Origin of the sequence: Labrenzia sp. R5_0 (assembly GCF_017743835.1) — a bacterium.
GTDB classification, from domain to species: Bacteria; Pseudomonadota; Alphaproteobacteria; order Rhizobiales; family Stappiaceae; genus Roseibium; species Roseibium algicola.
Genome location: NZ_JAGHRK010000003.1, coordinates 351,857 through 376,671 on the forward strand (window position 1 = coordinate 351,857; position 24,815 = coordinate 376,671).

Genomic DNA, 24,815 nt, shown 5'->3' on the forward strand with positions numbered 1-24,815 from the left:
TGGTGAACAGCACAGGGGACGTCAGTCGCAGGTGTCGGAAAACGGACATTCTCCGAGGCATGGCAGCCGGGCCTTTGGGCCCGGCTGGCGGTCGTTCAGCCGGTGTAATCTTCGTCCGAGACCTTCTCCATCCAGGTGACGGGGGAGCCGTCGATGCTTTCCTGAATGGCGATGTGGCTCATGGCTGTGTCGGGTGCGGCACCGTGCCAATGTTTTTCTCCTGCGGGAAACCAGACGACGTCACCCTGGGAAATCTCTTCCACGGGGCCGCCTTCGCGCTGAACCCGGCCACGGCCGAAGGTCACGATCAGTGTCTGTCCGGCCGGATGGGTGTGCCAGGCCGTGCGTGCGCCGGGCTCGAAGGTGACATGGGCACCGCCGGTCCGGCCGGGTTCTTCGGCCTGGAAAAGCGGGTCGATGCGCACAGTGCCAGTGAACCAGTCGTCTGGCCCCTTGACGGACGAAGCAGTCCCGGAACGGATGATTTTCATTTTCAACTCCCTGATGCTTGTTGCGCGGTCAGCCGCGCAGCTTTTCAAAACGGTAGGTTAGGGCAGGCCCCCCGGGTTGGCTGTAGGCCAACTCGGCGGTGACCATGGCAAAGGGCTCTGCGAAGCGGGCCGTGCGAAGTGGGCCGGCTTCAAGAGGATCGAAACCGATATCCCGGATCAGGAGACCGGCAACTTCCTTCGCACCGGCATCATCCCCATAAACCAGGACTTGCGGCCTTGGTGTCCGTTCCTTTTGCGAAAAAACCGGCATGAAAGCCTCGGAGGGAACCGTGTTGAAACAGGAAACCCAGCGGGCCTGCGGGCGCATGGCGGCCAGCTCTTCGGCTCCGGACGACTGGATACCGACCACCAGATCCGTGTTCGTCGGATCAAGGGGCACACAGCAGTTCAGGACCACGGCTCCGGATAGATCCCCGGCTTGCGCGAGGACGTCGTTCACCCGCGACCAGTGAACGGCCAGCAGCAGCGCGTCCGCGTTCTCGACTGCATCCGCCACCGACCCGTGCGAGGCGCCTGCCGCCTGGGCGAGACGTTCGAGCTTCGAGCGGCTGCGGGAATAGGCGAAGGTCACATCATGGCCGCAACGCGCCCAGAGCTGTCCGAGCTTGGCGCCCATCAGACCCGACCCCAGAATGCCTATCTTCATGTCTCAGTTCCGATCTTTCGTGCGGCAAGGCCGGCTCCGGCGGGAACCGGTTACTGCGCGCGTTTTTCGAATACGGCCTTGGCAACCGGCAATGCCGAAAACACCTTCGGCCAACCGGCATAGAATGCCAGGTGAGAAAGCATGGCACCGGCTTCTTCCTGTGTCAGACCATTGTCCATGGCGCGGTTGAGGTGAAATGTCATCTGTTCGGGCTGACCGGCTGCAATCAAGGCGGCCACCGTCACGAGGCTCCGGTCGCGGGGTGCGAGATCTGGACGCAGCCAGAGATCGCGGAACAGCAGTTCACGCGTGTTGTCCACGACACCCATGCTCACATCCGCATAGTTGCCGCGTACGAGGTTTTCACGGGCAGCTTCGGCCTCTTCGTTGAGCGACAGCAGGTCCGGGTCGGAGGCCGGCAGGTCTTCAATGGTGATCTCCCTTTCCTCAAACACCGGCGCGGCTGCTTCGGCGGCCGCGGTGGCATTGCCCCAGCCTGTATAGAAGGCGAGGTGGGTGATGGTTTCGGAGATCTCTGCCGGTGTAACGCCTGAATCGAGAGCCAACGACACATGGCTTGCAAGGTTTTCGGTCTCGTGCCGGGTCATGAGGGCGGCAAAGGTAACCAGTGCCCGGTCTCTCTTGGAAAGGCCTGCCCCGTTCCATTCCGCACCGAATAGATCGTCCTTCGCATAGGCTTCAAGTGCCGGGGCAACGCGGCCAACGGCTGCAGGCAAGGTTCCTGCCGCGTCCTGAGCGGCTGCAGTCGTGGCCATCAACGCCAGACCGGCTGCGGTGAGAATGGATTTCATCGGGAGCTCCCTTTCGGCAAGTGGGCAATTACCCTGCTAATCTGGAGCGCAAAAAACGTATCTTAATAACCGGGTCTTTCAAGCCACTCATGACGTCACCTCATGAGTGGGCTCAACCACGATCCCGCAGGGCATCCAGGACGACCTGGAAGGCGAACGAGGGCTTTTGCCGGCTGGGGTAATAAAGGTGAAAACCTGGAAACGACGGGCTGAAGTCATAAAGACATGTGCGCAAGGTTCCGGCCGCAAGATGTTCCTGCGCCAACCTTTCGGGAACCAGTGCCAGTCCATGACCGTCCACGGACGCACGCATGACCGGGTTGATCGTATTGAAGCAGGCTTGTCCCTTTACCTTCACCCGGATTTCGTTGCCGTCCTTGTCTTCGAACTCCCAGGCATAGAGTGCGCCATGGGTGGAAAGCCGCAGGTTGATGCAACTATGGTCCGCGAGATCCTGGGGTGTTTCCGGCTCGCCAACCCTGTCCAGATAGTCGGGTGATCCGACACAAACCATGCGCTCGTCCGGACCGATACGCATCGAGATCATGCCCTCGCTGACCTGTTCGCCATACCGCACACCTGCGTCACATTGGGAATCGGCAAGGTCCGTGTAACCGTAGTCCATGACGAATTCGACATTGACCAGCGGATGGGCCTTGAGAACCGGAGACAGCTTCGGCCAGAGGAGGCTTTCTATGGCGTATTCCGTCGCGACGATCCTCACTGTTCCTGTGGGCTGGTCACGTGCATCGTTGAGAGCCTGAAGCCTGGCTTCGATCTTTTCAAGGCATGGTGTCAGGGTAGCCAGAAGGTCTTCGCCTTCGATCGTGGGAGCGACCGAGCGGGTCGTCCGCGTCAAAAGCCTCAGGCCCAGGCGTTGCTCCAGTCCCTTGATCGTGTGGCTCAGGGCGGACTGAGACACGTTCAACCGCGCTGCGGCCCGCGTGAAACTGCGTTCCTCCGCAACAGCCGCAAGCGCGATGAGATCATTGATATTTTCTCGGAGCATGTGGGAGGTCCCGTTCTGATCATCCAGAATCATCACTGTCTCTCCCACATATATGTGCCGGGCTCATGAGGTCCATCGATTATGCAATCAGGGATCAAGCCGGATCAGCCTGTCTTCAGAAGCCCCTTCCCGCCGGGGAGACCGGTTTGTGGTGATTGCATAGATCACGCCATCCGACACAAGCACGTCCCGGATACGTTCTCCGGCCTGGTAGGCTTCGGATACCCGGCCATCGGTGGTCACTTCCAGAATGCCGTTCACTCTCAAGCCCGCAAGAAGCAGCCGGTCACCGTCCGAGGTCAGGCCTGAAGGCGCCCAGGTGCTCTGGCCCGAATGCGCCAGCGGTGCGAGCAGGCCGTCGCGGGTTTCATCGCCCTGGATCAGCGGCCAACCGTAGTTGCCGCCCCGCTCAATCCGGTTCACCTCGTCATGGCCGGACTGCCCGTGCTCGGCTGCGAAGAGCTGCCCGGAGGCGTCCCAGGCAAGGCCCTGGGGATTGCGATGGCCGAGCGACCAGACCGGTGAGCCCGCAAACGGATTGTCTGAAGGGATTTCGCCGTCCGGCGTCACGCGCAATATCTTCCCGGCAAGGCTGCCGAGGTCTTGCGGACGCTCCCTGTTTTCGGTCCAGCCGGTGGTGACATAAAGCATGCCGTCGGGACCGAAGGCCACGCGTCCGCCGTTGTAAAGCGGGTGGCCCGGAATGGCGTCGATAAGTACACGTGTCTCTTTCCATCGATCCCCGAGACGTTCGGCCTCGATGACACGGTTCATCCGGGCGTCCGGGGTGCCGTAGTGCTGGTAGAGCACGATGCGGCCAGTGTCCGGGAAGTCCGGGCTGATGGCAAGACCAAGCAGGCCGCCGCCGCGGTCATCCAGGATCGGCTGACTGGTCTCTACGGGAAGGCGCGTAAAGGAACCCTCGGCAAGAATGCCGACTGTTCCGCTCTTCTCCGTCACATAGATCTTGCCGCCATGGGCTTCGATATCCCAGGGATAGTCGAGGCCGTTCAGCACGGTGTCCGCTGCAGAGGCGGACACCGGTACCAGCATCGCAAACAAGACGCCACAAAAGTGGACGACAAGCTTACTGGCCATATTCTTCGTCCGTCACATGATCGCCCCAGGCAACGGCGGACCCGTCAACCGTCGCCTGAATTGCGTAATGTGAAACGGCCGTGGTGTCGGTCGCGCCGTGCCAATGCTCGACATCAGGCGGGCACCAGACCACATCACCGGCCTGCATGATCTGCTTATCCTGGCCGCGCTCCTGCACCCAGCCGGTCCCCGATGTCACGACCAGCATCTGGCCCGCAGGATGCGTGTGCCAGGCGGAGCGGGCTCCGGGCAGAAACGTGACGTGACCGGCGCTGACATCGTTCATGACAGGCGGGAAAACAGGGGCGACATAGGCAGTACCGGTAAAATAGTCGCCGCTTCCCAATTGGCCCGCCAGGGTTTCGGAGCGGGTTATTTCCATGGATTGTGCAAATGCAGCCGGAGCCGCAAGAACGAGTGCGAGCGTTGCAAGGGTGCGTTTCATCTCAGGTCGTCTCCATCAGTCGTGAGGCGGCCTTTCGGCCTTCCTCAAGAACGTAGGCAAGACGCACGCGTGGATAATGGTGGCTCTGTCGGAAGCAGTCATGAGGATCACTCATGAACCCGGTGGAGCTGTCCGTCTGTCCACGAGCTCCACTCCTTCCGGTGTGACCTGGGTGCGGATTAATGAGTGCTGCTCATGAGCGGCAGTACCTGGAGGGGGCTTAATCCTTGTCGGTCTGACGCCTAGATTGGAAGCAACAGAACGGAGGAACCCCGCAATGCCCGCTTTCAGGTCAAGATTGCTCTCGTTGGCAATGACACTGTTTTGCGCCGGGGCGGGGGCTTCCGGAAATGCAACCGAACCATCGAACGAGGCTCGCATGATCCGCATCAAGGTGATCGTTGAAGACGTGGTTCTTCCGGCGACGCTTGACGATACGCTCGCCGGCAGGGACTTCGCGGCCCTGTTGCCACTCGACCTGACCCTGACCGACTATCACGGGACAGAAAAGGTCGCGGACCTGCCACGCAAGCTCGATATCTCCGAAGCCCCGGCAAGCTACACGCCGCGAAAGGGCGACATCACGCACTACGCGCCCTGGGGAAACATCGCGATCTTCTACAAGCCGTTTCAGAATTCCCGCGGCCTCGTGAGGCTCGGCGCATTCGACGGGTCGATCGATACCCTTCTGGGTGATGGACCGCTTTCGGTCCGCATCGAAGCGGCCGACTGATACGGCCAAAGATCGGCAAATTCTGGAACAGGCTGTCCACCCGTCGGGATTGCCTGACTGCAGGTGTCTTCATTTTCGACACCTTCGAAAACGCTTTCGCTTCGGCAGAACGGATCTGTCTGGACCCGGTGAACCGGGCCATTCCTCTGCCTGAACAAGAACACTCAGAACCCAAGGAGACTATCATGTCCGACAACATCAAGGGAAAAGTCGTCATCATTACCGGAGCCTCCTCTGGCATCGGCGAAGCAACCGCAAAGCTGCTGGCCAGCAAGGGGGCGAAGATCGTGCTGGGTGCACGGCGCACCGACAAGCTGGAAACCATCGCGAACGAGATCAAGGCTGCTGGCGGCGAAGCCATCTATCAGGCGCTGGACGTCACCGTGCCGGCTGAAAACGAGGCTATCGTCAAACTGGCGAAGGACACTTACGGAAAACTCGACGTCATTTTCCTGAACGCGGGGCTCATGCCGTCCTCGCCGATTTCCGCACTCAAGACGAACGAGTGGGAGCAGATGGTCGACGTCAACGTCAAGGGCGTGCTGAACGGTGTTGCAGCCGTCATGCCCACCTTTGCCGAACAGAAGTCCGGCCATGTCATCGCGACCTCTTCCGTTGCAGGTCTGAAAGCTTATCCTGGCGGCGCGGTCTATTGCGGCACCAAGTGGTTCGTGCGCTCGTTCATGGAAGTCCTGCGGATGGAATCTGCCATGGAAGGCACCAACATCCGCACGGCAACCATCTACCCGGCGGCAATCAACACCGAACTTCTGAACACGATCAGCGACAAGGGCAGTTCCGAAGCGTTCCAGGCCCTTTACGACCAGTACGGCATCTCCGCCGACCGGATCGCGGCCGTCGTCGAGTTTGCAGTGTCGCTGCCGGAGGACACGACGGTCAACGAGTTCACCGTCGGTCCGGCCAATCAGCCCTGGTAAGACCCGGTGAAATGACCGGTGGTGGCGGCAAATTTACGCTGCCGTCACCGGTCTCATACGCGGTTAAAAACCATGCGCATCCAATGAGGCATCGATACGGGCACGCCATTGCGGATCCTTGAAGGGAAAAGCCTCCAGAAACATTTGCCTGGTCGCGTCGGCACGTCGGGACCGCACATCTTTCGCCCAACGCTCGGCCCGTTCGGTTTGTCCGGCCAGGGTTGCAAATGAAACGACGATCATGCTGACAAGGTAGTGGGCTCCCGGTGTCAGCGCACTGCGTTCGGCCATTTCGGCAGCCTCGGCAAGCCTGTGCTGATGCAGGAAACCCATGGCCTGCGTGCCGAATGTTCCGTAGGCCAGCGGGTCAAGAGGGCTCAGGCGGTAGGAAAGACGGCCGCGCGAAATCGCCTCTTCCGCGTTTCCCGACAACCCCTGAAGAAAGCCGAGCGCATAGTGTCCTTGCGCGTAATTCGGGTTGAGGGATACGGCACGCTCGATGTGCACGATGCCGGTATCCAGCTCACCATCCAGCCAGAATGTCCGTCCCCAGACATAATTCGAAAACGGATCGAAGGAATCCGCTTCCATCGCCTTTGCCGCATGGGCCTTGGCCTGTGTGAGGGCCGCCTCTCGGTCGCCGTCGTAGTGTGCAAATGCGTCCTGGAACCGGGTGAACGACAGGCCTGCATGCGCACGGGCGAACTTGGGGTCGAGTTCGACGGCCCTGCGGAAATGCGTTGCGGCAACCGCATTGGCATTCGCGTTGAAGCGGTACATCTGCTGCAGGCCGAGGTGATAGGACGACCAGGCGTCGAGCTGATCCGTCCCCGTTTTCTGGGCGTGGGCAGCTTCGAGCGCATGAATTCTGAGATCAATTTCCGCAGTGATCGCACTCGCGATGACAGCCCGCGCATGAAGAAGATCGTCTTTCGCAAGCAGGTACCGTTCCGCCCAGACGACGGTGTCGCAGTCCGTGTCGAGCAACTGAACCGTTGCCGCAAAGTGTGTACCGTCTCTTTCAAGCTGACCGAACAGAAGGTAGCGGGCATCCAGGGCTGCGCCGATCGTCTCCGCCTTTGCCTCCGGCAGGGACCGGAAGCGAAATGTCGTGCCACGTGAAATGACGGTCAGCCAGCGCAAGCGCGACAGCTGCAGGATGAGTTCGTGCGGCAAGGCTTCGGCCAGAAGCTGAAGGTCCGGATCCGGTTCGTAGGTCTGAAGCGGCAGGATGCCGATCGAGGGCGGGCCTCGCTCAGTGCGCGCGGGGCCTGCCTGCCCGAAAGTGACACGTCCCAGAAAGCGAAAACCTTTTCCGTGAACGGTGCGCACCAGCCGTTGTTCGCGCCCTGCATCACCGACAGCGGCACGCACGGCGCTGATGCGGCTGTCGATCGCGGCGTCGGAGATGGGCCGACCATCCCATATGCTTTCGACGATCTCGTCACGTGTCGTCAACCGATCGCCGTTGGACACCAGCAACAGAAGCAATTGGTAGACTTGCCGTTCCAGAGGCACAGCCGTGCCGTCGGATCTTCTCAACTCAACCCGATCCGTATCCAGTTCGAAAGTGTCAAAACGGAATAGCATCCCTCGAGATTATCAAAAAAACGGGGGTTCTAAAGTTTTTCTGAAGGTTCTCTCCAAGCTTCCAGGCCACGAAAGGCAGAAGGTCAAACGAGCAGCGCCGCCCGCGTTGAAAGACGCAGGCATCAGCTGGGCCGATGATCATCGCGGTCGCAATTCGCATTCCGTGCGTTCGTTCCAATCGAGGGAGAGAAGTAATGATAAACGAGGCTGGAGCCGTATCCCGCAAGGCCGAGGAAACGCTTGATCCCGATGATTGGGACCGGATGGAAGCCACGGCGCAAAACGTGCTTGCGTATTCGCTCGCGCATATCCGCAACGTTCGCTCCAGACCACTCTGGCGCCAGATGCCGCCCGAGGTGCGCGCCAGATTTACCGGAGGTGTGCCCCAAGCACCCGCGTCGCTCGACAACGTCCTGGAGGAACTCAAGGAAGACCTGCTTCCCTTCTCGATGGGGAACCTGCATCCGCGCTTTTGGATGTGGTTCATGGGATCGGGCAGCTTTACAGGTGCACTCGCGGACTTCCTGGCTGCTATCGACGGATCTAATCTTGGTGGCGGCGACACGGCGGCTGCCCTCGTCGACAGACAGGTCGTCGGTTGGCTCAAGCAGATGGTCGGGTTTCCCGAGGGTGCAAGTGGCACGATCGTCAGCGGTGGATCCATGGCGAACATGATCGGCCTGACCATTGCCCGCAACCAGATGGCGGGCGTGGATGTTCGAAGCGAAGGGGTGGCGGCAATCCCCTCGCAGTTGCGTTTCTACGCATCCGATCAGGTCCACTCTTGCCACCAGAAGTCGCTTGAAGCCTTGGGGCTTGGCAACAAGGCGCTGGTTCGTGTCGCAACCGGACCTGATGGAAACATTGATCTTTCAGCACTGGAAAAAGCGATAGCGCGCGATCGTTCCAGCGGGAGGAAGCCTGCTTGCGTGATCGCGACTGCAGGCACCGTAAACACGGGTGCCATTGATGACCTGAACGCAATCGGTGCCTTGTGCAAACGCGAGGGGCTCTGGTTTCATGTCGACGGCTGCATCGGGGCGCTGATCGCGATTGCTCCGGAAAATCGCGGGCTTGTTGCCGGACTGGAGACCGCGGATTCATTGGCGCTCGATCCGCACAAATGGCTGCATGTTCCGTTCACTGCAGGGTGCGCGCTGGTGCGCGATGCCCAGGCTCACCGAAAGGCCTTTGCCCTGTCGCCGGAATACCTGGAGGAGAAACCTCGCGGGATCGCCGGTGCGCCGTTTCTGCACGATCTCAACATGGGCACATCCGCGGGATTTGCAGCACTGAAGATCTGGATGGCGCTGAAGGAAAACGGCGTCGAAAAATTCGGACGCCTGATCGATCAGAACATCTCTCAGGCAAAAGAGCTCTCGGCAAGGATCGAAAACGAACCGCGGCTGCAGCTCATGGCCCCGACCGTGATCAATATCGTGAATTTTCGGTACGACCCGGGCGGAATGGGCGAAGCTTCGCTGAAAGCTCTGAATACGGAAATCATGCTTCGCCTTCAGGAGGAAGGCATTGCAGCGCTCTCGGATACCACTGTCAGGGGCCGTCATAGCCTTCGCGTCGCCATTTGCAACCACCGCACACGAAGCGAAGACCTCGAGTTGCTTGTCAGGGAAATTTTGCGCGTTACAGACGCGATTGAAGTTGCCGCCTAACCGGGTAGGCCAACTTCATTATTTTTGAGAACAGCAAGTGACAAAGGCTGCAAACCAGCGATGATACGAAGGTTTCGATGCTTGGGGTGAAACCGACATGGATTTTTTGCGGCTGACAGTTGTTGAAGCAGTGGAGATGTTTCGAGGCCGCAGAATGTCCTGCCGAGACTATGTCGAGGCGTTGATTGAAAGATCAGAACGGTTCGTTGACCTGAATGCCTTCACCCAGTTTGCCCCGGAAAATATCCGCAGCGCTGCGCGCAAGGCCGATGAGCACCAGGCGAACGGTGGACCTTTGGGGCCGCTGCATGGCATTCCCGTTGCCATCAAGGACTGCATCGACGTTGCCGGCATGGCGACGACTGCTGCAACGCCAAGCCTGAAAGATCACGTGGTCAACAGGACCGCATCGGTGGTCACGAAACTGGAAAACGCCGGGGCATTGGTCTTCGGCAAGACAAACATGTACGAGCTCGCCTTCGGCATCACCAGCAACAACGATCACACTGGCCCCGTTCGAAACCCGCACGATCCTTCTCGCTCAGCGGGGGGAAGCAGCAGTGGTTCTGCCGCTGCCGTGGCCGCGGGTCTGGTTCCGGCTGCTCTTGGCACGGACACGGCAGGTTCGGTGCGAATTCCGGCATCATTTTGCGGGGTTTTCGGCTTTCGCCCCACAAGTGGTCGCTACAAGACTGACGGTGTCATGCCCTTGTTTCCAACGCGCGATGTGCCTGGTTCATTTGCGCGATCTGCAGAAGATCTGCTGCTTCTGGATGCCGTTTTGTGTGAGCAGAGTGAGCGGCCTGCCATCGACCTTCGAAGCCTGCGGCTTGGCCTTCCCGGAAAGTATTTCCTGTCCGGCCTGGAAAGCGGCGTCGCCCAGGCGTTTGAGGAAACCGTTGACCAGCTTGTCTCTTGGGGTGTCACGGTCGTTGAGGCAGAGATGCCGGAGGTTTCAAGCTGGCTCGGCGAAATGTCGGAGCCAATCCGTGCGTGGGAGCTGGAAAGATCGCTGGAAGCGTACTTGTCGGTTTCTGGCGCTGCCGTCGATGTTCGGTCGCTCGTTGCCGGCATAGCCGGGCAATACGTTCGTGAGGAATTTGACGGGGCTTTGCGTGGTGCGGACGCCAAGGACCTGGCAGCACGATACGAGCATGTGATTTCCGTGTCGCTCCCCCGGTGTCGCAAGCAATACTGCGCGCATTTGGAGCAGTACAAACTTGACGCGATCATTTTTCCAACGACACCGATTGCGGCAACGGCACTGGGTGAAGAAGGGAGTGTCGTCGTTGACGGCAAGGAAGTGTCTGTCTGGAAGACCATGCGCAACACGGTACCGGCGACATTCTTTGGCGCCCCTGGCGTGAGTTTGCCAATGGCACGGAGTGTTCGCGGAGTACCCGCAGGCCTGGAAATCGATGGGCTGCCGGGGGCAGATCGAAAGGTGCTGGCAATCGCGGCAGCGATTGAAGCAATGCAATCGAAGGAACACGGCATGCGTCGGTAGCAGTTGCCGGTTCTGAAAAGGGCGGCCCGAAGGCCGCCCCTGAAAAGGTTCAGATCTCGAAGCCGCTCTGGCCGGCGATGTTTTTCAAGGCCCGTTCCGGCCGGGCGCCGACGTGGCTGATGACGCTCGCAGCGCACAGGCAACCAAGCTCGGTGGCTTCCGCGAGCTTGTAGTCGCGGGCAAGTCCGAACAGGAAGCCGGAGGCAAACAGGTCGCCGGCGCCTGTCAGGTCAACCACGTTGTCGACAGTCTGCGCGGGAACCTTGACGGTTTCCTCGCGGCTGATTGCCATCGCACCGTTCTCGCCGAGGGTCAGGGCGGTCAGGGCACCGGATTCCCGGGCCGCATTTACCGCACTGTCCAGATCCGATGTTTCGTAAAGGGCCTTCAGCTCATGCTCGTTGGCGAACATCAGGTCGACGACACCATCGGTCAGAAGGGCCTGAAATTCGCTGCGGTAGCGGTCGACACAGAACGAGTCGGACAGGGTAATCGCCACCTGACGCCCGTTTGCATGCGCGATTTCCGCAGCTTTCAGGAACGCCTTCTTGGCGTCTGCCGGGTCCCACAGATAGCCTTCCATGTAGGTGACGGCTGCGGCGGCAACGACTTCCTCGTCAACATCGGCGATGCCGAATTCGGTGCATGCACCCAGATAGGTGTTCATCGTGCGTTCGCCGTCCGGCGTGATCAGGATCATCGACCGGGCGGTCGGCTTGCCTTCCTTGAGGCGGGGCGTGTTGAAATAGACGCCGGTGCCGTTCATGTCGTGATAATAGCTGTCGCCCAGTTCGTCCTCGGCAACCTTGCCGAAATAGGCAGGGCGTCCGCCGAGCGAGGCAATGCCAGCCGCCGTGTTGCCGGCGCTGCCGCCGGAAATGCGGACGGTCTGTCCCATCTTGTCGAACAGGCGTACTGCCTCGTCGGTGTCGATCAGGCGCATGGAGCCTTTGACGAGGTTTTCCTGAAGCAGGAAATCCTCTTCGACATGGGCGAAGACGTCGCAAATGGCATTGCCGATGCACAGGGCATCAAATCTTGTTTCAGTCATAGAGTTCCTCTGGTGGTGTCGGGTAGCCGCCGTTACGAGTAGGGATTGGGCCGGAGAGCACGGTTGGATTCCGGCTCCCTGATCTTGTCCCTGAACGGGCTTGCCCGGTAGACGCCGAGCATGTTCAGCTCGGCACAGAAGAAGGCCAGCTCCTCGAGCGCCAGGGCCACCTTCGGATCTTCCGGATGGCCTTCGACGTCCGCATAGAACATCGACGCGAAAAACTGCCCTTCAAGCTGATAGGATTCCAGCTTGGTCATGTTGACCCCGTTGGTGGCAAATCCTCCCAGGGCCTTGTAGAGCGCTGCCGGAACGTTGCGAACCCGGAAGATGAAGGTCGTGATGACCGGCTGGCCGTTGTGCGCGGCCTCCATCTTGTCGCGCGAGAGAATGACAAAGCGGGTCGTGTTGTGCGCCTCATCCTCCACATCCCGGCGCAGAATGTCCAGACCGTAGATTTCGGCGGCCATTTCCGGCGCAAGAGCGCCGACGCTGGGATCACCCAGCTCGGCGATCTGCCGGGCGGAGCCCGCGGTATCGCCGCCGACGACGGCCGTCAGGCCGAGCTCACGGATCACGTTCCGGCACTGGCCAAGGGCATGCACATGGCTTTGCACCTTTTTCAGGTCTTCGATCTTTGCACCCTTGACCGCCATGAGCTGAAACCGGATCGGCATGAAATATTCGCCGATGATGTGCAGGTCAGATTTGGGCAGCAGATGATGAATGTCCGCGACGCGGCCGGCAACGGAGTTCTCGATCGGGATCATGGCAAGGTCTGCCGACCCGTCGGCCATGGCCGAAAAGCAGTCCTCGAAGGTGGCGCAGGGGATGGCTTCGTAATCGGGATAAACGCTCCGGCAGGCCATGTGCGAGTTGGCACCGGTTTCTCCCTGGAACACGATTCTTTTTCTGTCGGTCATATGTCTTTCCGCCTTTCGGCAGTCTTTCGTCAGTTTGTCTGATAGGCCGCCCGGGCTCGTTCCAGATCTTCGGGCGTGTTCACGTCCATCGGCGCGCTGTCGATGACGGAGGCATCAATCCGCATGCCCGCTTCCAGGGCCCGCAACTGCTCCAGCTTTTCACGCTGTTCCAGCGGCGAAGGCGGCAGCTGGACGAATTTCGCCAGGGCTGCCCTGCGGTAGGCATAGATGCCGATGTGGTGGTAGTACGGGCCGTCACCGTGCGGGGCGACGGCCCTGGTAAAGTAAAGCGCGCGATGATGGCCGTGGCCGTTGGGCGTGGTGACTGCCTTGACGAAATTCGGATCGTCCCGGAAGGCGGTATTGGTGAACTCGGTCATGATGGTACCCAGGTCGACATCGGCAATGGCGAGCGGTGCAAAGGCCGCCCGGATGGCTTCCGGTGCGATCAGCGGCACATCACCCTGCACGTTCAGGATGACATCGTGCTTTCTGTCCGGATCAATCAGTCCCGCTGCCTCGTGAATGCGATCGGATCCGGAAGCGTGGTCGGCACGCGTCATGACTGCCTTGCCGCCATGGTCCTGCACCGCTTCGAAAATGTCCTTGTCGTCACATGCAACGGCCACCGGGCCGATATCCGCGTTGCGGGCCTGTTCCAGAACACGCACGATCATGGGTTTTCCGCAGATGTCGGCAAGCGGTTTGCGCGGCAGTCGGGTGGCAGCGAGGCGGGCCGGGATAATCACAAGAGCAGCGGTCAATCGGGTCTCCATGGAGCCGGACGGGCGGAAGAAATGCAAAAAAACACGTGCCGCGTCCGTTTGTCGTATCAGATGCCCTTTTAAAGCTATGGACAGCAAGGTCAAAAAATTTGTAGGTTCCGGCAAAATTCGAAAAGCTGATAGGGGTCGCAGCGACGCTGCGGGCCCGGACGCGTATGAGCTTGGAGCCGGAGAGAATGGATTCCTTCACGCTGAACAAGGCCGCTGGTGCGGTACTGATGGTTCTGATTCTGACTATGGGTGTCGGCATTGTCTCCGACATCATCTTCCATCCGACGATCCCGGGTAAACCGGGTTATGAAATCGTCGTGGCGTCTGCAGAGGATAGCACCTCGGAAGTCGGCGCGGTTCCGGAAGTGGTGCCGATCTCCGAGCGTCTGGTCGAAGCATCTGCTGAAGACGGCGCGAAGGTGGCCAAGAAATGCGCCGCCTGCCACGACTTCACGCAGGGCGGCGCCAACAAGGTTGGCCCGGGTCTTTGGGATGTCGTCGGCCGCAAGCCTGGTTCCCACGAAGGTTTCGGCTATTCTTCCGCAATGACCGCATTCGGTGAAGAAAATCCGGAGTGGACCTACGAAGAGCTGGATCACTTCCTGGAGTCCCCGAAGAACTTCATCTCCGGCACCACGATGGGTTTTGCCGGTCTGCGTAAACCGGAAGACCGGGCAGACCTGATTGCCTACCTTCGTGAACAGGCCGATTCGCCTGCACCGCTGCCGACCGAGTAAAATCTCGTCGACATCGCAGACGTGACTTGAATTGTAGAGAAGCCGGGTTAACTACCCGGCTTTTTTATTTGATTTATAAGAAAAATTAACAAATCTTACGTTACGTAGTTCTGTTGAAAGTGGGCTAAGGTCGGGCAAGGACCCTATGGGCATCAACTTGACGAGGAATGTATTTTCTAAGTCGAATGGAACGTGGATCGCTTCCATCGTTGCTGCCGTCTGTTTTCTCGCTGGTATCGCCGTCACTGCGCACGTCGGTCAACTGGTTCGCAACGAACTTGTTTCCCAGCACAAACGTCAGGCCGTCGCCTCGCTCTCCGAAGCGCGGGCGCGCCTTGAAGGCGAAATCAACCGGACAGTGGCCCACGGTCTCGGGATCCGGGCCTATGTGTCCCAGTTCGTCGAACAGCCATTCGATATGGAAGACTACCGGGAAATCGCGGTCGAACTGATCGAGGAAAATCCGTCCATCCGCTCTATCGGCCTGGCACCCAACAACATTCTTCGCGCGGTGTTTCCGCTGGAGCCAAACCAGGCGGCGCTCGGTCTGAACTACCGCATGAACACGGCGCAGTGGCCCGCAATCCAGCAGGCGATGGTGACGCGTGAAGTCGTTATTGCAGGCCCACTGGAACTTGTGCAGGGGGGCAGGGCCCTCCTGATCCGAATTCCCATCTTTCCAGCCAGCTTCCTTGGGCAACCGCTCAAGGAGCGCAGTTACTGGGGTGTCGCCACCCTGGTGTTGGACGAAGAGGGCATGATGAAGACTGCCGGCATCACGGATGTCATCAACGGCATCCGCATCGGCCTTGTGAACCGGAGCGCGGTTGCCTCCAACAACATGATTTTCGGCAACCAGTCTCTCCTTGAAAAGGACCATGTGTCCCTGCCTCTGCATCTTCCCGGCGGTCTGAACTGGGAGCTTGTCGGCCTTCCGGAGGCCGGCTGGTCGAGCACGGGCAACCAGGTCTGGATCACGCAACTCGTCGGCAGCCTGATCTCGCTCGTCTTTGGCGCCATGGCGTTTCTGTTGATCAGCGAGGTCTACAAGGTTCGCTCCATGGCGCTGCATGACCCGCTGACAGGACTGGCGAACCGGCGCCTGCTGGAAGACCGCATGCACCAGCTTGCCGCCATGTGCGAGCGCAGTGGCGCGGGCTTCGAGATTTTTTACGTCGATCTGGATGCCTTCAAGCCGGTCAACGACAACTATGGTCACGCAGTTGGCGATCAGCTTCTGATCGAGGTCGGGCAGCGGCTGCAGAACCAGATCCGGCAGACGGATACCGTCGCCAGGGTCGGTGGCGACGAGTTCATCGTGTTGACGCCAGGCAACATGCGGCGCCAGGAGAAGGACACCTTTCTCAATCGACTTGGTGAGCGTGTGACCGAGGCTTTCGAGTATTCGGGTGCCCGTATCGACGTGAAGGCCAGTATTGGTTCTGCAAGCTATCCCGGCGATGCCGCTACGGTGGAAGATTTACTTAGGGTTGCTGACGGTAGAATGTACGCGCAAAAGGCAAAGTCCAAGAGAAATTCACAGGATATTCCCGGAAACGGCCTCCCCCAGACAGGTTAAATTTCTGTCATCTCGGCAGCCAGCAGGTGACGCAGGGCCAACAGGTCCCTACACTGATTCTCTAAACCCGTGATTTGGGTTCAGGAACCGGAAGGGGACGGAGAAGCCGATGGTGTTCAAATGGCATGTAGGGAAGCGGGCCGCAGCTGGGCTTGCACTGGCAAGTGTGGTGGTGATGTCGGGGATCGGATCCGTACCGGCTGTCGCGGCTGAACCGGAATGGCATCACGCGGCCGCCCTCAACGGAACACCCAAATACGGCGCCGATGCCAGGCATTTCGATTACGTCAATCCCGATGCCCCCAAGGGCGGCACGGTTCGGCTAGCCGCCAGCGGCGGTTTCGATACGTTCAACATTCTGGCGCAGAAGGGCAATATCGCCCCCGGCATCCTGAATATCTACGAAAGCCTAATGGAGCCTTCTCTGGACGAAGAGGACATCAGTGCCCAATACGGTGTCCTGGCCGAAGCGGTCCGCTTTCCCGACGACTATTCCTGGGTCGAATATAGGCTCAACCCGGATGCAAGGTGGCATGACGGCGAGCCGGTAACCGCCGACGATGTCATCTGGTCGTTTGAAAAGTCCATCGAGCTGGACCCGCAGCGCAAGTACTACTTCCAGAATGTCCAGAAGTCCGAGATTGTCGGCGATGGCACCGTGCGTTTCACCTTTGATGTCAGCGGAAACCGCGAGCTTCCCAAGATCATGGGCCAGCTGACTGTCCTGCCCAGACACTGGTGGGAAGGCACGAACAGCAAGGGAGAACAGCGTGACATCTCCCGCACCACTCTGGAGCCGCCACTCGGTTCCGGTGCCTACAAGATGAAAGAGTTCTCGCCCAACCGTCAGGTGATCTACGAGCGCGTGCCGGACTATTGGGGAAAGGACCTGCCGATCCGCGTCGGAACCGATAATTTCGAGGAGATCCGTTACATCTCCTTCCTCGATGATTCCGTGCAGTTCGAAGCCTTCAAGGGTGACCAGTACGACTTCCATACCGAGCGCAGCTCGAGCCAGTGGGCCAAGCGCTACGACTTCCCAGCCATCAAGGATGGCCGGGTGGTGAAGGAAATCTTCCCGGACAAGTCCAGGGGCGTCATGCAGGGCTTCTTCCTGAACCAGCGCCGTGAAAAATTCCAGAACCCTGATGTCCGTCAGGCATTGAACTATGCCTACGATTTCGAAACCACCAACGAGATCGTTTCCGCCAATCTTCTCAAGAGGGTCAATTCCTATTTCGCCGGCACGGAGCTGGCATCCAGCGGTCTGCCGCAGGGCAAGGAGTTGGAGATCCTGGAGGAAGTGCGGGACATGGTGCCGCCCGAAGTCTTCACGGAAGAATTCAAGAACCCGGTTGGCGGCAATCCGCAGAACGTGCGCGCGAACCTGCGTGAAGCCGTCAAGTTGCTCCGCAAGGCCGGCTATGAGCTGAAAGACCGCAAGATGGTCGATCCGAAAACCGGCGAACAGCTCAGCATCGAATTCCTCTACCGTGACAAGGCCAGCGAACGCACTCTTCTGCCGTATTCGCAGAACCTGGAAGCCATCGGTATCAAGCCGATCCTGCGTCTGGTCGATACCTCGCAGTTCGTCAATCGTGTCCGCAGCCGTGATTTCGACACCGTGGTCCTGGCGATCGGCCAGTCCCTGTCGCCCGGAAACGAGCAGCGGGAGTACTGGGGGTCTGAATCTGCTGATAACGAAAGTTCGGCCAATTATGCCGGCATCAAGAACCCCGCGATCGACAAGCTGATCGACAAGGTCATCTTTGCCGAAGACCGGGAAACGCTGGTGGCTGCCACCCGCGCGCTCGACCGCGTGTTGCTGTGGAACCATTATGTGGTGCCGCAGTTCTATTCCGACGAAACTCGCACGGCACGCTGGAACCGCTTCGGCCATCCGCAACAGATGCCGGAATACAGCACCGGGTTCCCGACCATCTGGTGGTACGACGAGGCCCTGGCCGCCAAGACGGGAGCCGCGCGATGAGTGGGGCTCTGACGACTTCCCGGCGCCGTTTCCTGCAAATGAGCAGCGCCGCGGCGTTTGCGTCGGCAGCGCCCTGGCCGGTGTCCACGGCCTTCGCGTCACAAACCGCCTATCCGGACGGCCCCGTTCACGGCCTGTCCGTGTTCGGCGACCTGAAATACGGACCGGATTTCACCCAGTTCGACTATGTTAACCGGCTGGCTCCGAAAGGCGGGACCTTCTCGTTTCAGGCGCCCTACTGGTACTTCAACCAGAATGTCCTGACCTACAACACTTTCAATGCCTTCATCCTGAAAGGCGATGCCCCGCCCCGCATGGAGCTGTGTTTCGACACCTTGATGGTGCGCGCTTACGATGAGCCGGACGCGGTCTACGGCTTGCTGGCGGAAACGGTCAAGGTGTCGGAGGACGGCAACGTCTTCACGTTCAGTCTGAGGCCTGAAGCCAGATTTCACGACGGCTCCAAACTGACTGCAGAAGACGTCGCCTTTTCGCTTCTGCTTCTGAAGGCCGACGGTCACCCCATGCTCAGCCAGCCGTTGTCGTCATTGAAGGACGCGGTCATTCTGGACGATCACAAGGTCGCGCTGCAGTTCGACGGCTCGCAGTCGCGCAACCTGCCGCTTGTCGTTGCAGCCGATTATCCGATCTTCTCGAAGCGCTATTACACCGCATACGATTTCAAGCAATCGACCCTGACACCGCCCCTGTCATCCGGTCCCTACAAGGTCGGAAAACATGCCGTCGGTCACTATGTCGAATACCACCAGGTCGAAAACTACTGGGCAAAGGATCTGCCGGTCAGGGTAGGGCACTGCAATTTCGCGGTTATACGGGTGGAGTTTTACCGTGAACGCCAGACGGCATTCGAAGCCTTCAAGAAGGGCGGGACGTTCTACCGCGAGGAATTCACGTCCAAGAACTGGGCGACGGAGTACAATTTTCCGGCTGTGGAAGAAGGCAAGGTAATCCGCCGCGAGTTTCCCGATGGCCGGCCGTCAGGGGCGCAGGGCTGGTTCATCAACACCCGGCTCGACAAGTTCAAGGACCCGCGCGTGCGCGAGGCTCTTGGATACGCCTTCGATTTCGAATGGTCGAACCAGAACCTGTTCTACGGGCTTTATACGAGAACCCAGTCCTTCTTCGAAAACTCCGACATGAAGGCGGAGGGGATGCCCTCGACCGCGGAACTTGCTTTGCTGGAGCCCTTCCGGGACCAGTTGCCGGAGGCTGTCTTCGGCGAAGCGGTGATACAGCCCGTCAGCGATGGATCCGGCAATGACCGCAAGCTGCTGAAACGGGCGAGCGAACTTCTGGCCGAAGCCGGGTTTACCCGGAAGGGGACCGACCTGATCGGCCCGGACGGAAATCAGTTGACGATCGAATTCCTGAACAACACCGCCGCTTACGAACGGATTGTCAATCCGATGATCAAGAACCTGGAACGGCTCGGCATCAAGGCGAGCCTGCGGATCGTGGATCCGGCGCAATATGAGGCCAGGCTCAACGACTACGACTTTGATATCGCCAGCCGCAGGCTCAGCCTTTCGCCGACACTGTCGGATACCATTCGCGAGATGTGGGGCTCCAAGGCGGCGACAATTCCGGGCACCTACAACACATCCGGCATATCCAGCCCGGTTGTCGATGCGCTGATCGACAAGGCTATCGCAGCGACAACGCGCGATGAGATGACCAACGCGGCGCGGGCTCTCGATCGCGTGTTGCGGGCCGGCCATTACTGGATCCCGCAATGGTTCAAGAACGTCCACACTGTTGCCATGTGGGATGTCTACGGCTTTCCCGAAGAAACTCCGCGCTACTTCTTCCCGGTTGAAGAACTGTGGTGGATAGACAAGGAAAAGGCGGAAAAACTCGGTAAAGCCGGGTAATATTTCCAGCGAAACCTCGGGCTCGCTCCAGAAGGCCAAGACAAAAGGGACTGCACACACTCCATGGGCGCCTACATCCTCCGCCGCTTGCTGCTGATGATACCGACGCTGGTCGGGATCATGGCAATCAACTTCGTCATCATCCAGTTTGCGCCAGGTGGTCCGGTCGAGCGGGTCATTGCCCAGTTGCAGGGAACGGATGTTTCGGCGACATCACGCATCAGCGGTGGTGGCAGCGACATGCTGGGGGGCGGCAACGACGCCTCCGGTGGCAGCGGTGGTGCAACTGCAGACTCGGCCAGTTCGAAATATCGCGGTGCCCAGGGGCTAGACCCGGAATTCATCAAGGAACTGGAAGCGCAGTTCGGTTTCGACAAGCCTCCGCTGGAACGCTTCCTGAAGATGCTGGGCGACTATGCCCGCTTCGATTTCGGCGAAAGCTATTTCCGCGACATCAAGATCATCGATCTGATTGCCGAAAAACTGCCGGTTTCAATCTCGCTCGGCCTCTGGATGACGTTGATATCCTATGCGGTGTCGATACCGCTCGGGATCCGCAAGGCCGTTTCGGACGGTTCGCGGTTCGACGTCTGGACCTCCGGTGTCATCGTCGTGGCTTACGCCATACCGGGCTTTCTCTTTGCGGTTCTCTTGATCGTGCTTTTCGCCGGCGGGTCCTTCTGGGATATCTTTCCCTTGCGGGGGCTGGTGTCTGACAATTGGGAACAGCTCTCGTGGCCAGCCCGGATCGCCGACTATTTCTGGCACCTTGCCCTGCCCTTGACGGCCATGGCCCTGTCCGCCTTTGCCACCACCACCTTGCTGACCAAGAACTCGTTCCTGGATGAAATCCGCAAGCAATACGTGATCACCGCAAGGGCAAAGGGACTGACGGAAAGCCAGGTGCTTTACGGACATGTGTTCCGCAACGCCATGCTGATCGTGGTGGCCGGTTTTCCGGGGGCCTTCATCTCGTCCTTCTTTGCCGGCTCGCTCCTCATCGAGACGATCTTCTCGCTCGATGGCCTGGGATTGCTCAGTTTTGAATCGGTGATCAATCGCGACTACGCGGTTGTTTTCGCAACCCTCTACATCTTCTCGCTCATGGGCCTTCTGGTGAACCTCATTTCCGACCTGACCTACACCTGGATCGATCCCCGGATCGACTTCGAAAGCAGGGAGGTCTGATCGATGGCGACCGATTCAGACAGTGATGCAGGAAGTGCAAACTACGAGACCGGCAGTGGCGGACATGAGGCTGGCGGATATGAAGCCGAAAGCCGCGAGCGGTCCAGGGCGGCCTACTTCGAGGCAGCTGTAACGGATGATCGCGAGGCGTTTGTCGTCCCGGCAAAGGGTTCCAAGGCACGCCTTTCACCGATAAACCAGCGGCGGCTGGTGAACTTCAAGGCCAACAGGCGCGGATACTGGTCGCTCTGGATCTTCCTGGTGCTGTTCGTCATGGCCATGCTGGCAGAATTCCTGACCAATGATCGGCCGATCCTTGTTTCCTACAACGGCGAATTGCTGGCGCCGGTCTTCGTCGATTACCCGGAAGAAAAGTTCGGCGGCTTCCTGGCGGTGACCGACTACCGCGATCCGTTCATCCAGGAAGAGATCAGCGCCAACGGCTGGATGCTGTGGCCGCCGGTGCGTTATTCCTACCGATCGGTCAACAATGACATTCCGGTCCCGGCACCTGCACCTCCCTCCTGGACGATGGACAAGGAAAAGCGTTGCTCGCGCTATCCGCTTGGCGCGGAAGACCCCAATTGCGTCATGGGCAACTGGAACTGGCTCGGTACGGACGACCAGGGCCGGGATGTGCTTGCGCGTCTCGTCTACGGCTTCCGGATTTCCGTGCTGTTCGGCCTGGCGCTGACGCTGGCATCCTCCGTCATCGGCATCGCGGCAGGGGCCGTGCAGGGCTATTATGGCGGCTGGACCGATCTCCTGTTCCAGCGTTTCATCGAGATCTGGACAGCGGTGCCGACGCTTTACCTCATCCTGATCGTGTCGTCGTTTCTGGTGCCCGGCTTCTGGACCCTTTTCACCATTCTGCTGGCATTTTCCTGGGTGGCGCTCGTGGGTGTCGTGCGCGCGGAATTCCTGCGCGGCCGGAACCTGGAATACATATCCGCAGCCCGGGCACTCGGCGTTTCCAATCCGGTGATCATGTGGCGGCACCTGCTTCCCAACGCCATGGTGGCGACGCTTACCTTCATGCCGTTCATTCTCAACGGTTCGATTTCCACCCTGACGGCGCTGGATTTCCTCGGCTTCGGCCTGCCGCCAGGGTCGGCATCACTTGGCGAACTGCTGGCGCAGGGCAAGAACAACCTTCAGGCGCCCTGGCTCGGGATCACCGGCTTCATGGTCATTTCACTGATGTTGAGCCTGTTGATCTTCATCGGCGAGGCGGTGCGTGATGCGTTCGACCCGCGCAAGAGTCTGGGGTGAGGAACACAAGATGACAAAAGAAACGCTCCTCTCCGTAGAAGACCTGTCCGTCGCCTTTTCCCAAGGCGGAAGCAAGAACCTTGCCGTCGACCGGATCACCTTCGACATCAAGAAGGGCGAGACCGTCGCACTGGTGGGGGAAAGCGGCTCGGGTAAGTCCGTAACCGCTCAGTCGGTCTTGCGGCTTCTGCCTTATCCCGCAGCCTCGCACCCCTCCGGCAGGATCCTGATGAATGGTCAGGATCTTCTGGCGGTTGAGGAAGCCGAACTGCGCAAGGTGCGCGGCAACGGCATCTCGATGATTTTCCAGGAACCGATGACCTCGCTCAATCCGCTGCACTCGGTGGAAAAGCAGGTTTCGGAAATTCTGAAGATCCACCGGGGCATGAGCGATACAAAGGCGCGTGAGCGCGTGCTGGAACTGCTCAACCAGGTGGGCATCCGCGATCCTGAAAAACGTCTCAACTCCTATCCCCACCAGCTTTCCGGCGGCCAGCGCCAGCGCGTGATGATTGCCATGTCGTTGGCCAACGAACCGGATCTGCTGATTGCCGACGAACCGACCACGGCGCTCGACGTCACAGTTCAGGCGCAGATCCTGGAGTTGCTGAAGGACCTTCAGCGCCGCCACGGCATGGCAATGCTGTTCATTACCCACGACCTTGGGATCGTGCGCAAGTTCGCCGACCGGGTCTGCGTGATGACCAAGGGCAAGATCGTCGAGCAGGGACCGGTTGCCGATATCTTCGACCGGCCGCAGCACGCCTACACCAAGCACCTTCTCACTGCTGAGCCCAAGGGCGAACCACCGGCGACGGACAAGAGCAAGCCGATTGTCGTTCAGGCAGACGATCTGAAGGTGTGGTTTCCGGTCAAGCGGGGCTTCCTGCGCAAGACCGTCGACCACATCAAGGCGGTGGACGGAATCGATGTGGAAGTGCGGCAGGGCCAGACGCTCGGGATCGTCGGCGAAAGCGGATCGGGCAAGACAACACTCGGGCTTGCGATCCTGCGCATGATTTCCTCCACCGGGCGGATTGCCTTCAACGGTGCCGAAATCCAGAAGAATTCCTGGAAGGAAATGCGCCCGCTGCGCCGGGACATGCAGATCGTGTTTCAGGATCCCTTTGGTGCGCTGAGCCCGCGCATGTCGGTGGCTGAAATCGTTGGTGAGGGACTGCAGGTGCATTTCCCCGGTATTTCGGCCGATGAGCGCGACCGCAAGGTCGCCAAGGCCCTGGAGGAAGTCGGGCTCGATGCGTCCACCCGGCATCGCTATCCGCATGAATTCTCAGGCGGCCAGCGTCAGCGCATCTCCATCGCACGGGCCATGGTTCTTGAGCCGAAGTTCGTCATGCTGGACGAGCCGACTTCAGCCCTCGACATGAGTGTCCAGGCCCAGGTGGTCGATCTGTTGCGAGATCTGCAGAAGGCGCACGGTCTTGCCTATCTGTTCATTTCCCACGACCTGAAGGTTGTCCGTGCCCTGGCCAACGAGGTTATCGTCATGCGGCAGGGCAAGGTGGTGGAACAGGGCGCCTCCGAACAGATCTTCGATGCGCCCCGGACCGATTACACCAAGGCCCTGATGGCCGCCGCCTTCCGCCTGGAAGCCGCACCGGAAGGTGTGGTGAGCGCGTAATCCTGACGGACCGGGCAGGGCACATGCGCTGCCTCGTCCAAAGGTGTGCCGTCTGCCGGTCTCGACGGACGGACAGTGCACTCGCTTGAGCCGTTATTCTTCAGTAGCGGCGCGGGCGTCCGTACAGCGCGGCAGGCTACCATCGACGCCGTTCTTGCCGTCAGCCATCTGTTCCTCAAGATCGACATCGCGCAGCAGTGGTATGTAGCCGCCCAGTTCATCCGCTTTCAGATAGGTGCTGACGAGGATACGCGCGGGCCGGTGCTCGAAAGCAAGGCAGCCGTCGACGCCGACTTCCATATTGCCTTCGATCTTGTCCCGTTCCGCCTTGTCCATTGTCAGAAGGTACGTCTGAAAGGCCTTGAAGGTGGGGATCCTGTCGTCCGGTAGCCGGTAGATCGCAATCCGCCGGCCTTCCTGCAGTTCGGCGCTCAGCTCCGCCCGCTCGGCTTTGGACGATACGCGGACGAAAGCAAGTTTCTCCTCCATAACCAGTTTGCCGGTCTTCTTGTCCTTCACCGTCAGCATCATGCGTGCTCCGCCTTCCGGGATACGGATGCTGGCCGGATATCTGACGGCAACCCGCAAGCCTGCCGGGTTGGTTTTCAGAAGGTCGAAGTTTGCCAGTTTGACCATGGTGGCAACTGGAACATGACTGCATGCAGCCAACAGAAACAGGGGCAGGCAAAGCATAACCGCATGCAGCGAGCGGCTTGAAAAAGTGGTCGGCATGGAAGTTGCGTTTCGATCCGAAGACAGGAGAGTGTGATTGTCCGTGGCAGGGGTGGGCAAGGTCTGGGGT

The 24,815-nt window shown here is 59.6% G+C and carries 22 protein-coding genes; 11 read left to right on the forward strand and 11 right to left on the reverse strand.

All coding sequences use genetic code 11. The features are described 5' to 3' along the window. Positions 1–95 precede the first annotated feature (95 nt). The 6 genes from J7447_RS16965 to J7447_RS16990 form a co-directional block, all read right to left on the reverse strand. Positions 96–491 carry a cupin domain-containing protein gene (locus J7447_RS16965; protein WP_022999075.1) on the reverse strand — a complete coding sequence of 132 codons (396 nt, stop codon included), beginning with the start codon at positions 489–491 and terminating at the stop codon, positions 96–98. 28 nt (positions 492–519) lie between these two features. Beyond that, positions 520–1,158 (reverse strand): NAD(P)-binding domain-containing protein, encoded by a 639-nt coding sequence (locus J7447_RS16970; RefSeq protein WP_209170338.1) that lies wholly within the window; start codon positions 1,156–1,158, stop codon positions 520–522. Positions 1,159–1,208: 50 nt separating this feature from the next. Further along, complete coding sequence (locus tag J7447_RS16975; protein WP_209170340.1) at positions 1,209–1,970, reverse strand: carboxymuconolactone decarboxylase family protein; 762 nt, start codon at positions 1,968–1,970, stop codon at positions 1,209–1,211. Between the two features lie 112 nt (positions 1,971–2,082). Continuing rightward, positions 2,083–2,979 (reverse strand): LysR family transcriptional regulator, encoded by an 897-nt coding sequence (locus J7447_RS16980; protein WP_055659269.1) that lies wholly within the window; start codon positions 2,977–2,979, stop codon positions 2,083–2,085. Positions 2,980–3,066: 87 nt separating this feature from the next. Further along, a complete protein-coding gene (locus J7447_RS16985; RefSeq protein ID WP_286189223.1) occupies positions 3,067–4,077 on the reverse strand; it encodes a PQQ-dependent sugar dehydrogenase in 1,011 nt (336 codons plus the stop codon). Then, positions 4,067–4,522, reverse strand: a complete 456-nt coding sequence (locus J7447_RS16990) for a cupin domain-containing protein (RefSeq protein WP_152504849.1) — start codon at positions 4,520–4,522, stop codon at positions 4,067–4,069. Before J7447_RS16990 ends, J7447_RS16985 begins: the two co-directional genes overlap by 11 nt. A 379-nt stretch (positions 4,523–4,901) precedes the next feature. Here J7447_RS16990 and J7447_RS16995 point away from each other — a divergent pair, with 379 nt between their 5' ends. Beyond that, positions 4,902–5,255, forward strand: coding sequence for a cyclophilin-like fold protein (locus J7447_RS16995; RefSeq protein WP_209170342.1), 354 nt, complete (start codon positions 4,902–4,904; stop codon positions 5,253–5,255). Between the two features lie 185 nt (positions 5,256–5,440). Beyond that, positions 5,441–6,193: an SDR family oxidoreductase gene (locus tag J7447_RS17000; RefSeq protein ID WP_031268692.1), complete on the forward strand. Its 753-nt coding sequence runs from the start codon at positions 5,441–5,443 to the stop codon at positions 6,191–6,193. A 63-nt stretch (positions 6,194–6,256) separates the two neighbouring features. Here J7447_RS17000 and J7447_RS17005 read toward each other — a convergent pair whose 3' ends face one another. Next, the gene (locus J7447_RS17005) at positions 6,257–7,735 is read right to left on the reverse strand and encodes a winged helix-turn-helix domain-containing protein (protein ID WP_209170344.1); all 1,479 of its coding nucleotides are present in this window, start codon (positions 7,733–7,735) and stop codon (positions 6,257–6,259) included. A gap of 242 nt (positions 7,736–7,977) precedes the next feature. Between J7447_RS17005 and J7447_RS17010 the strand changes: the two genes are divergently transcribed. Then, positions 7,978–9,456, forward strand: a complete 1,479-nt coding sequence (locus J7447_RS17010) for a pyridoxal-dependent decarboxylase (protein ID WP_209170345.1) — start codon at positions 7,978–7,980, stop codon at positions 9,454–9,456. Between the two features lie 154 nt (positions 9,457–9,610). Further along, the gene (locus J7447_RS17015; protein WP_209170346.1) at positions 9,611–10,963 is read left to right on the forward strand and encodes an amidase family protein; all 1,353 of its coding nucleotides are present in this window, start codon (positions 9,611–9,613) and stop codon (positions 10,961–10,963) included. A gap of 49 nt (positions 10,964–11,012) precedes the next feature. On the opposite strand, the gene J7447_RS17020 is transcribed toward J7447_RS17015, so the two are convergent. From J7447_RS17020 to J7447_RS17030, 3 genes are read right to left on the reverse strand one after another with little or no spacing between them, the layout of a single operon-like run. Continuing rightward, positions 11,013–12,014: an adenosine kinase gene (locus J7447_RS17020; RefSeq protein WP_209170349.1), complete on the reverse strand. Its 1,002-nt coding sequence runs from the start codon at positions 12,012–12,014 to the stop codon at positions 11,013–11,015. A gap of 32 nt (positions 12,015–12,046) precedes the next feature. Further along, complete coding sequence (locus J7447_RS17025; protein WP_022999063.1) at positions 12,047–12,937, reverse strand: prephenate dehydratase; 891 nt, start codon at positions 12,935–12,937, stop codon at positions 12,047–12,049. Between the two features lie 29 nt (positions 12,938–12,966). Beyond that, positions 12,967–13,713: a 3-deoxy-manno-octulosonate cytidylyltransferase gene (locus J7447_RS17030; RefSeq protein ID WP_209170350.1), complete on the reverse strand. Its 747-nt coding sequence runs from the start codon at positions 13,711–13,713 to the stop codon at positions 12,967–12,969. A 185-nt stretch (positions 13,714–13,898) separates the two neighbouring features. Between J7447_RS17030 and J7447_RS17035 the strand changes: the two genes are divergently transcribed. The 7 genes from J7447_RS17035 (at position 13,899) to J7447_RS17065 (ending at position 24,013) form a co-directional block, all read left to right on the forward strand. Further along, positions 13,899–14,450, forward strand: coding sequence for a cytochrome c family protein (locus J7447_RS17035; protein WP_022999061.1), 552 nt, complete (start codon positions 13,899–13,901; stop codon positions 14,448–14,450). A gap of 157 nt (positions 14,451–14,607) precedes the next feature. Further along, positions 14,608–16,029: a diguanylate cyclase gene (locus J7447_RS17040; protein ID WP_209170351.1), complete on the forward strand. Its 1,422-nt coding sequence runs from the start codon at positions 14,608–14,610 to the stop codon at positions 16,027–16,029. 109 nt (positions 16,030–16,138) lie between these two features. After that, entirely contained in the window at positions 16,139–18,019 is a 1,881-nt protein-coding gene (locus J7447_RS17045; RefSeq protein WP_022999059.1) for an extracellular solute-binding protein, read from the forward strand. Then, complete coding sequence (locus J7447_RS17050; protein WP_209170352.1) at positions 18,016–19,911, forward strand: extracellular solute-binding protein; 1,896 nt, start codon at positions 18,016–18,018, stop codon at positions 19,909–19,911. The genes J7447_RS17045 and J7447_RS17050 overlap by 4 nt, the downstream gene beginning before the upstream one ends. Before the next feature lie 63 nt (positions 19,912–19,974). Continuing rightward, positions 19,975–21,099 (forward strand): microcin C ABC transporter permease YejB, encoded by a 1,125-nt coding sequence (locus J7447_RS17055; RefSeq protein ID WP_022999057.1) that lies wholly within the window; start codon positions 19,975–19,977, stop codon positions 21,097–21,099. Positions 21,100–21,102: 3 nt separating this feature from the next. Continuing rightward, positions 21,103–22,371 carry an ABC transporter permease gene (locus J7447_RS17060; protein WP_022999056.1) on the forward strand — a complete coding sequence of 423 codons (1,269 nt, stop codon included), beginning with the start codon at positions 21,103–21,105 and terminating at the stop codon, positions 22,369–22,371. A gap of 10 nt (positions 22,372–22,381) precedes the next feature. Continuing rightward, positions 22,382–24,013 carry an ABC transporter ATP-binding protein gene (locus J7447_RS17065; RefSeq protein ID WP_055659277.1) on the forward strand — a complete coding sequence of 544 codons (1,632 nt, stop codon included), beginning with the start codon at positions 22,382–22,384 and terminating at the stop codon, positions 24,011–24,013. Positions 24,014–24,106: 93 nt separating this feature from the next. Here J7447_RS17065 and J7447_RS17070 read toward each other — a convergent pair whose 3' ends face one another. Then, positions 24,107–24,745, reverse strand: a complete 639-nt coding sequence (locus tag J7447_RS17070) for a hypothetical protein (RefSeq protein WP_209170356.1) — start codon at positions 24,743–24,745, stop codon at positions 24,107–24,109. Positions 24,746–24,815 lie beyond the last annotated feature (70 nt).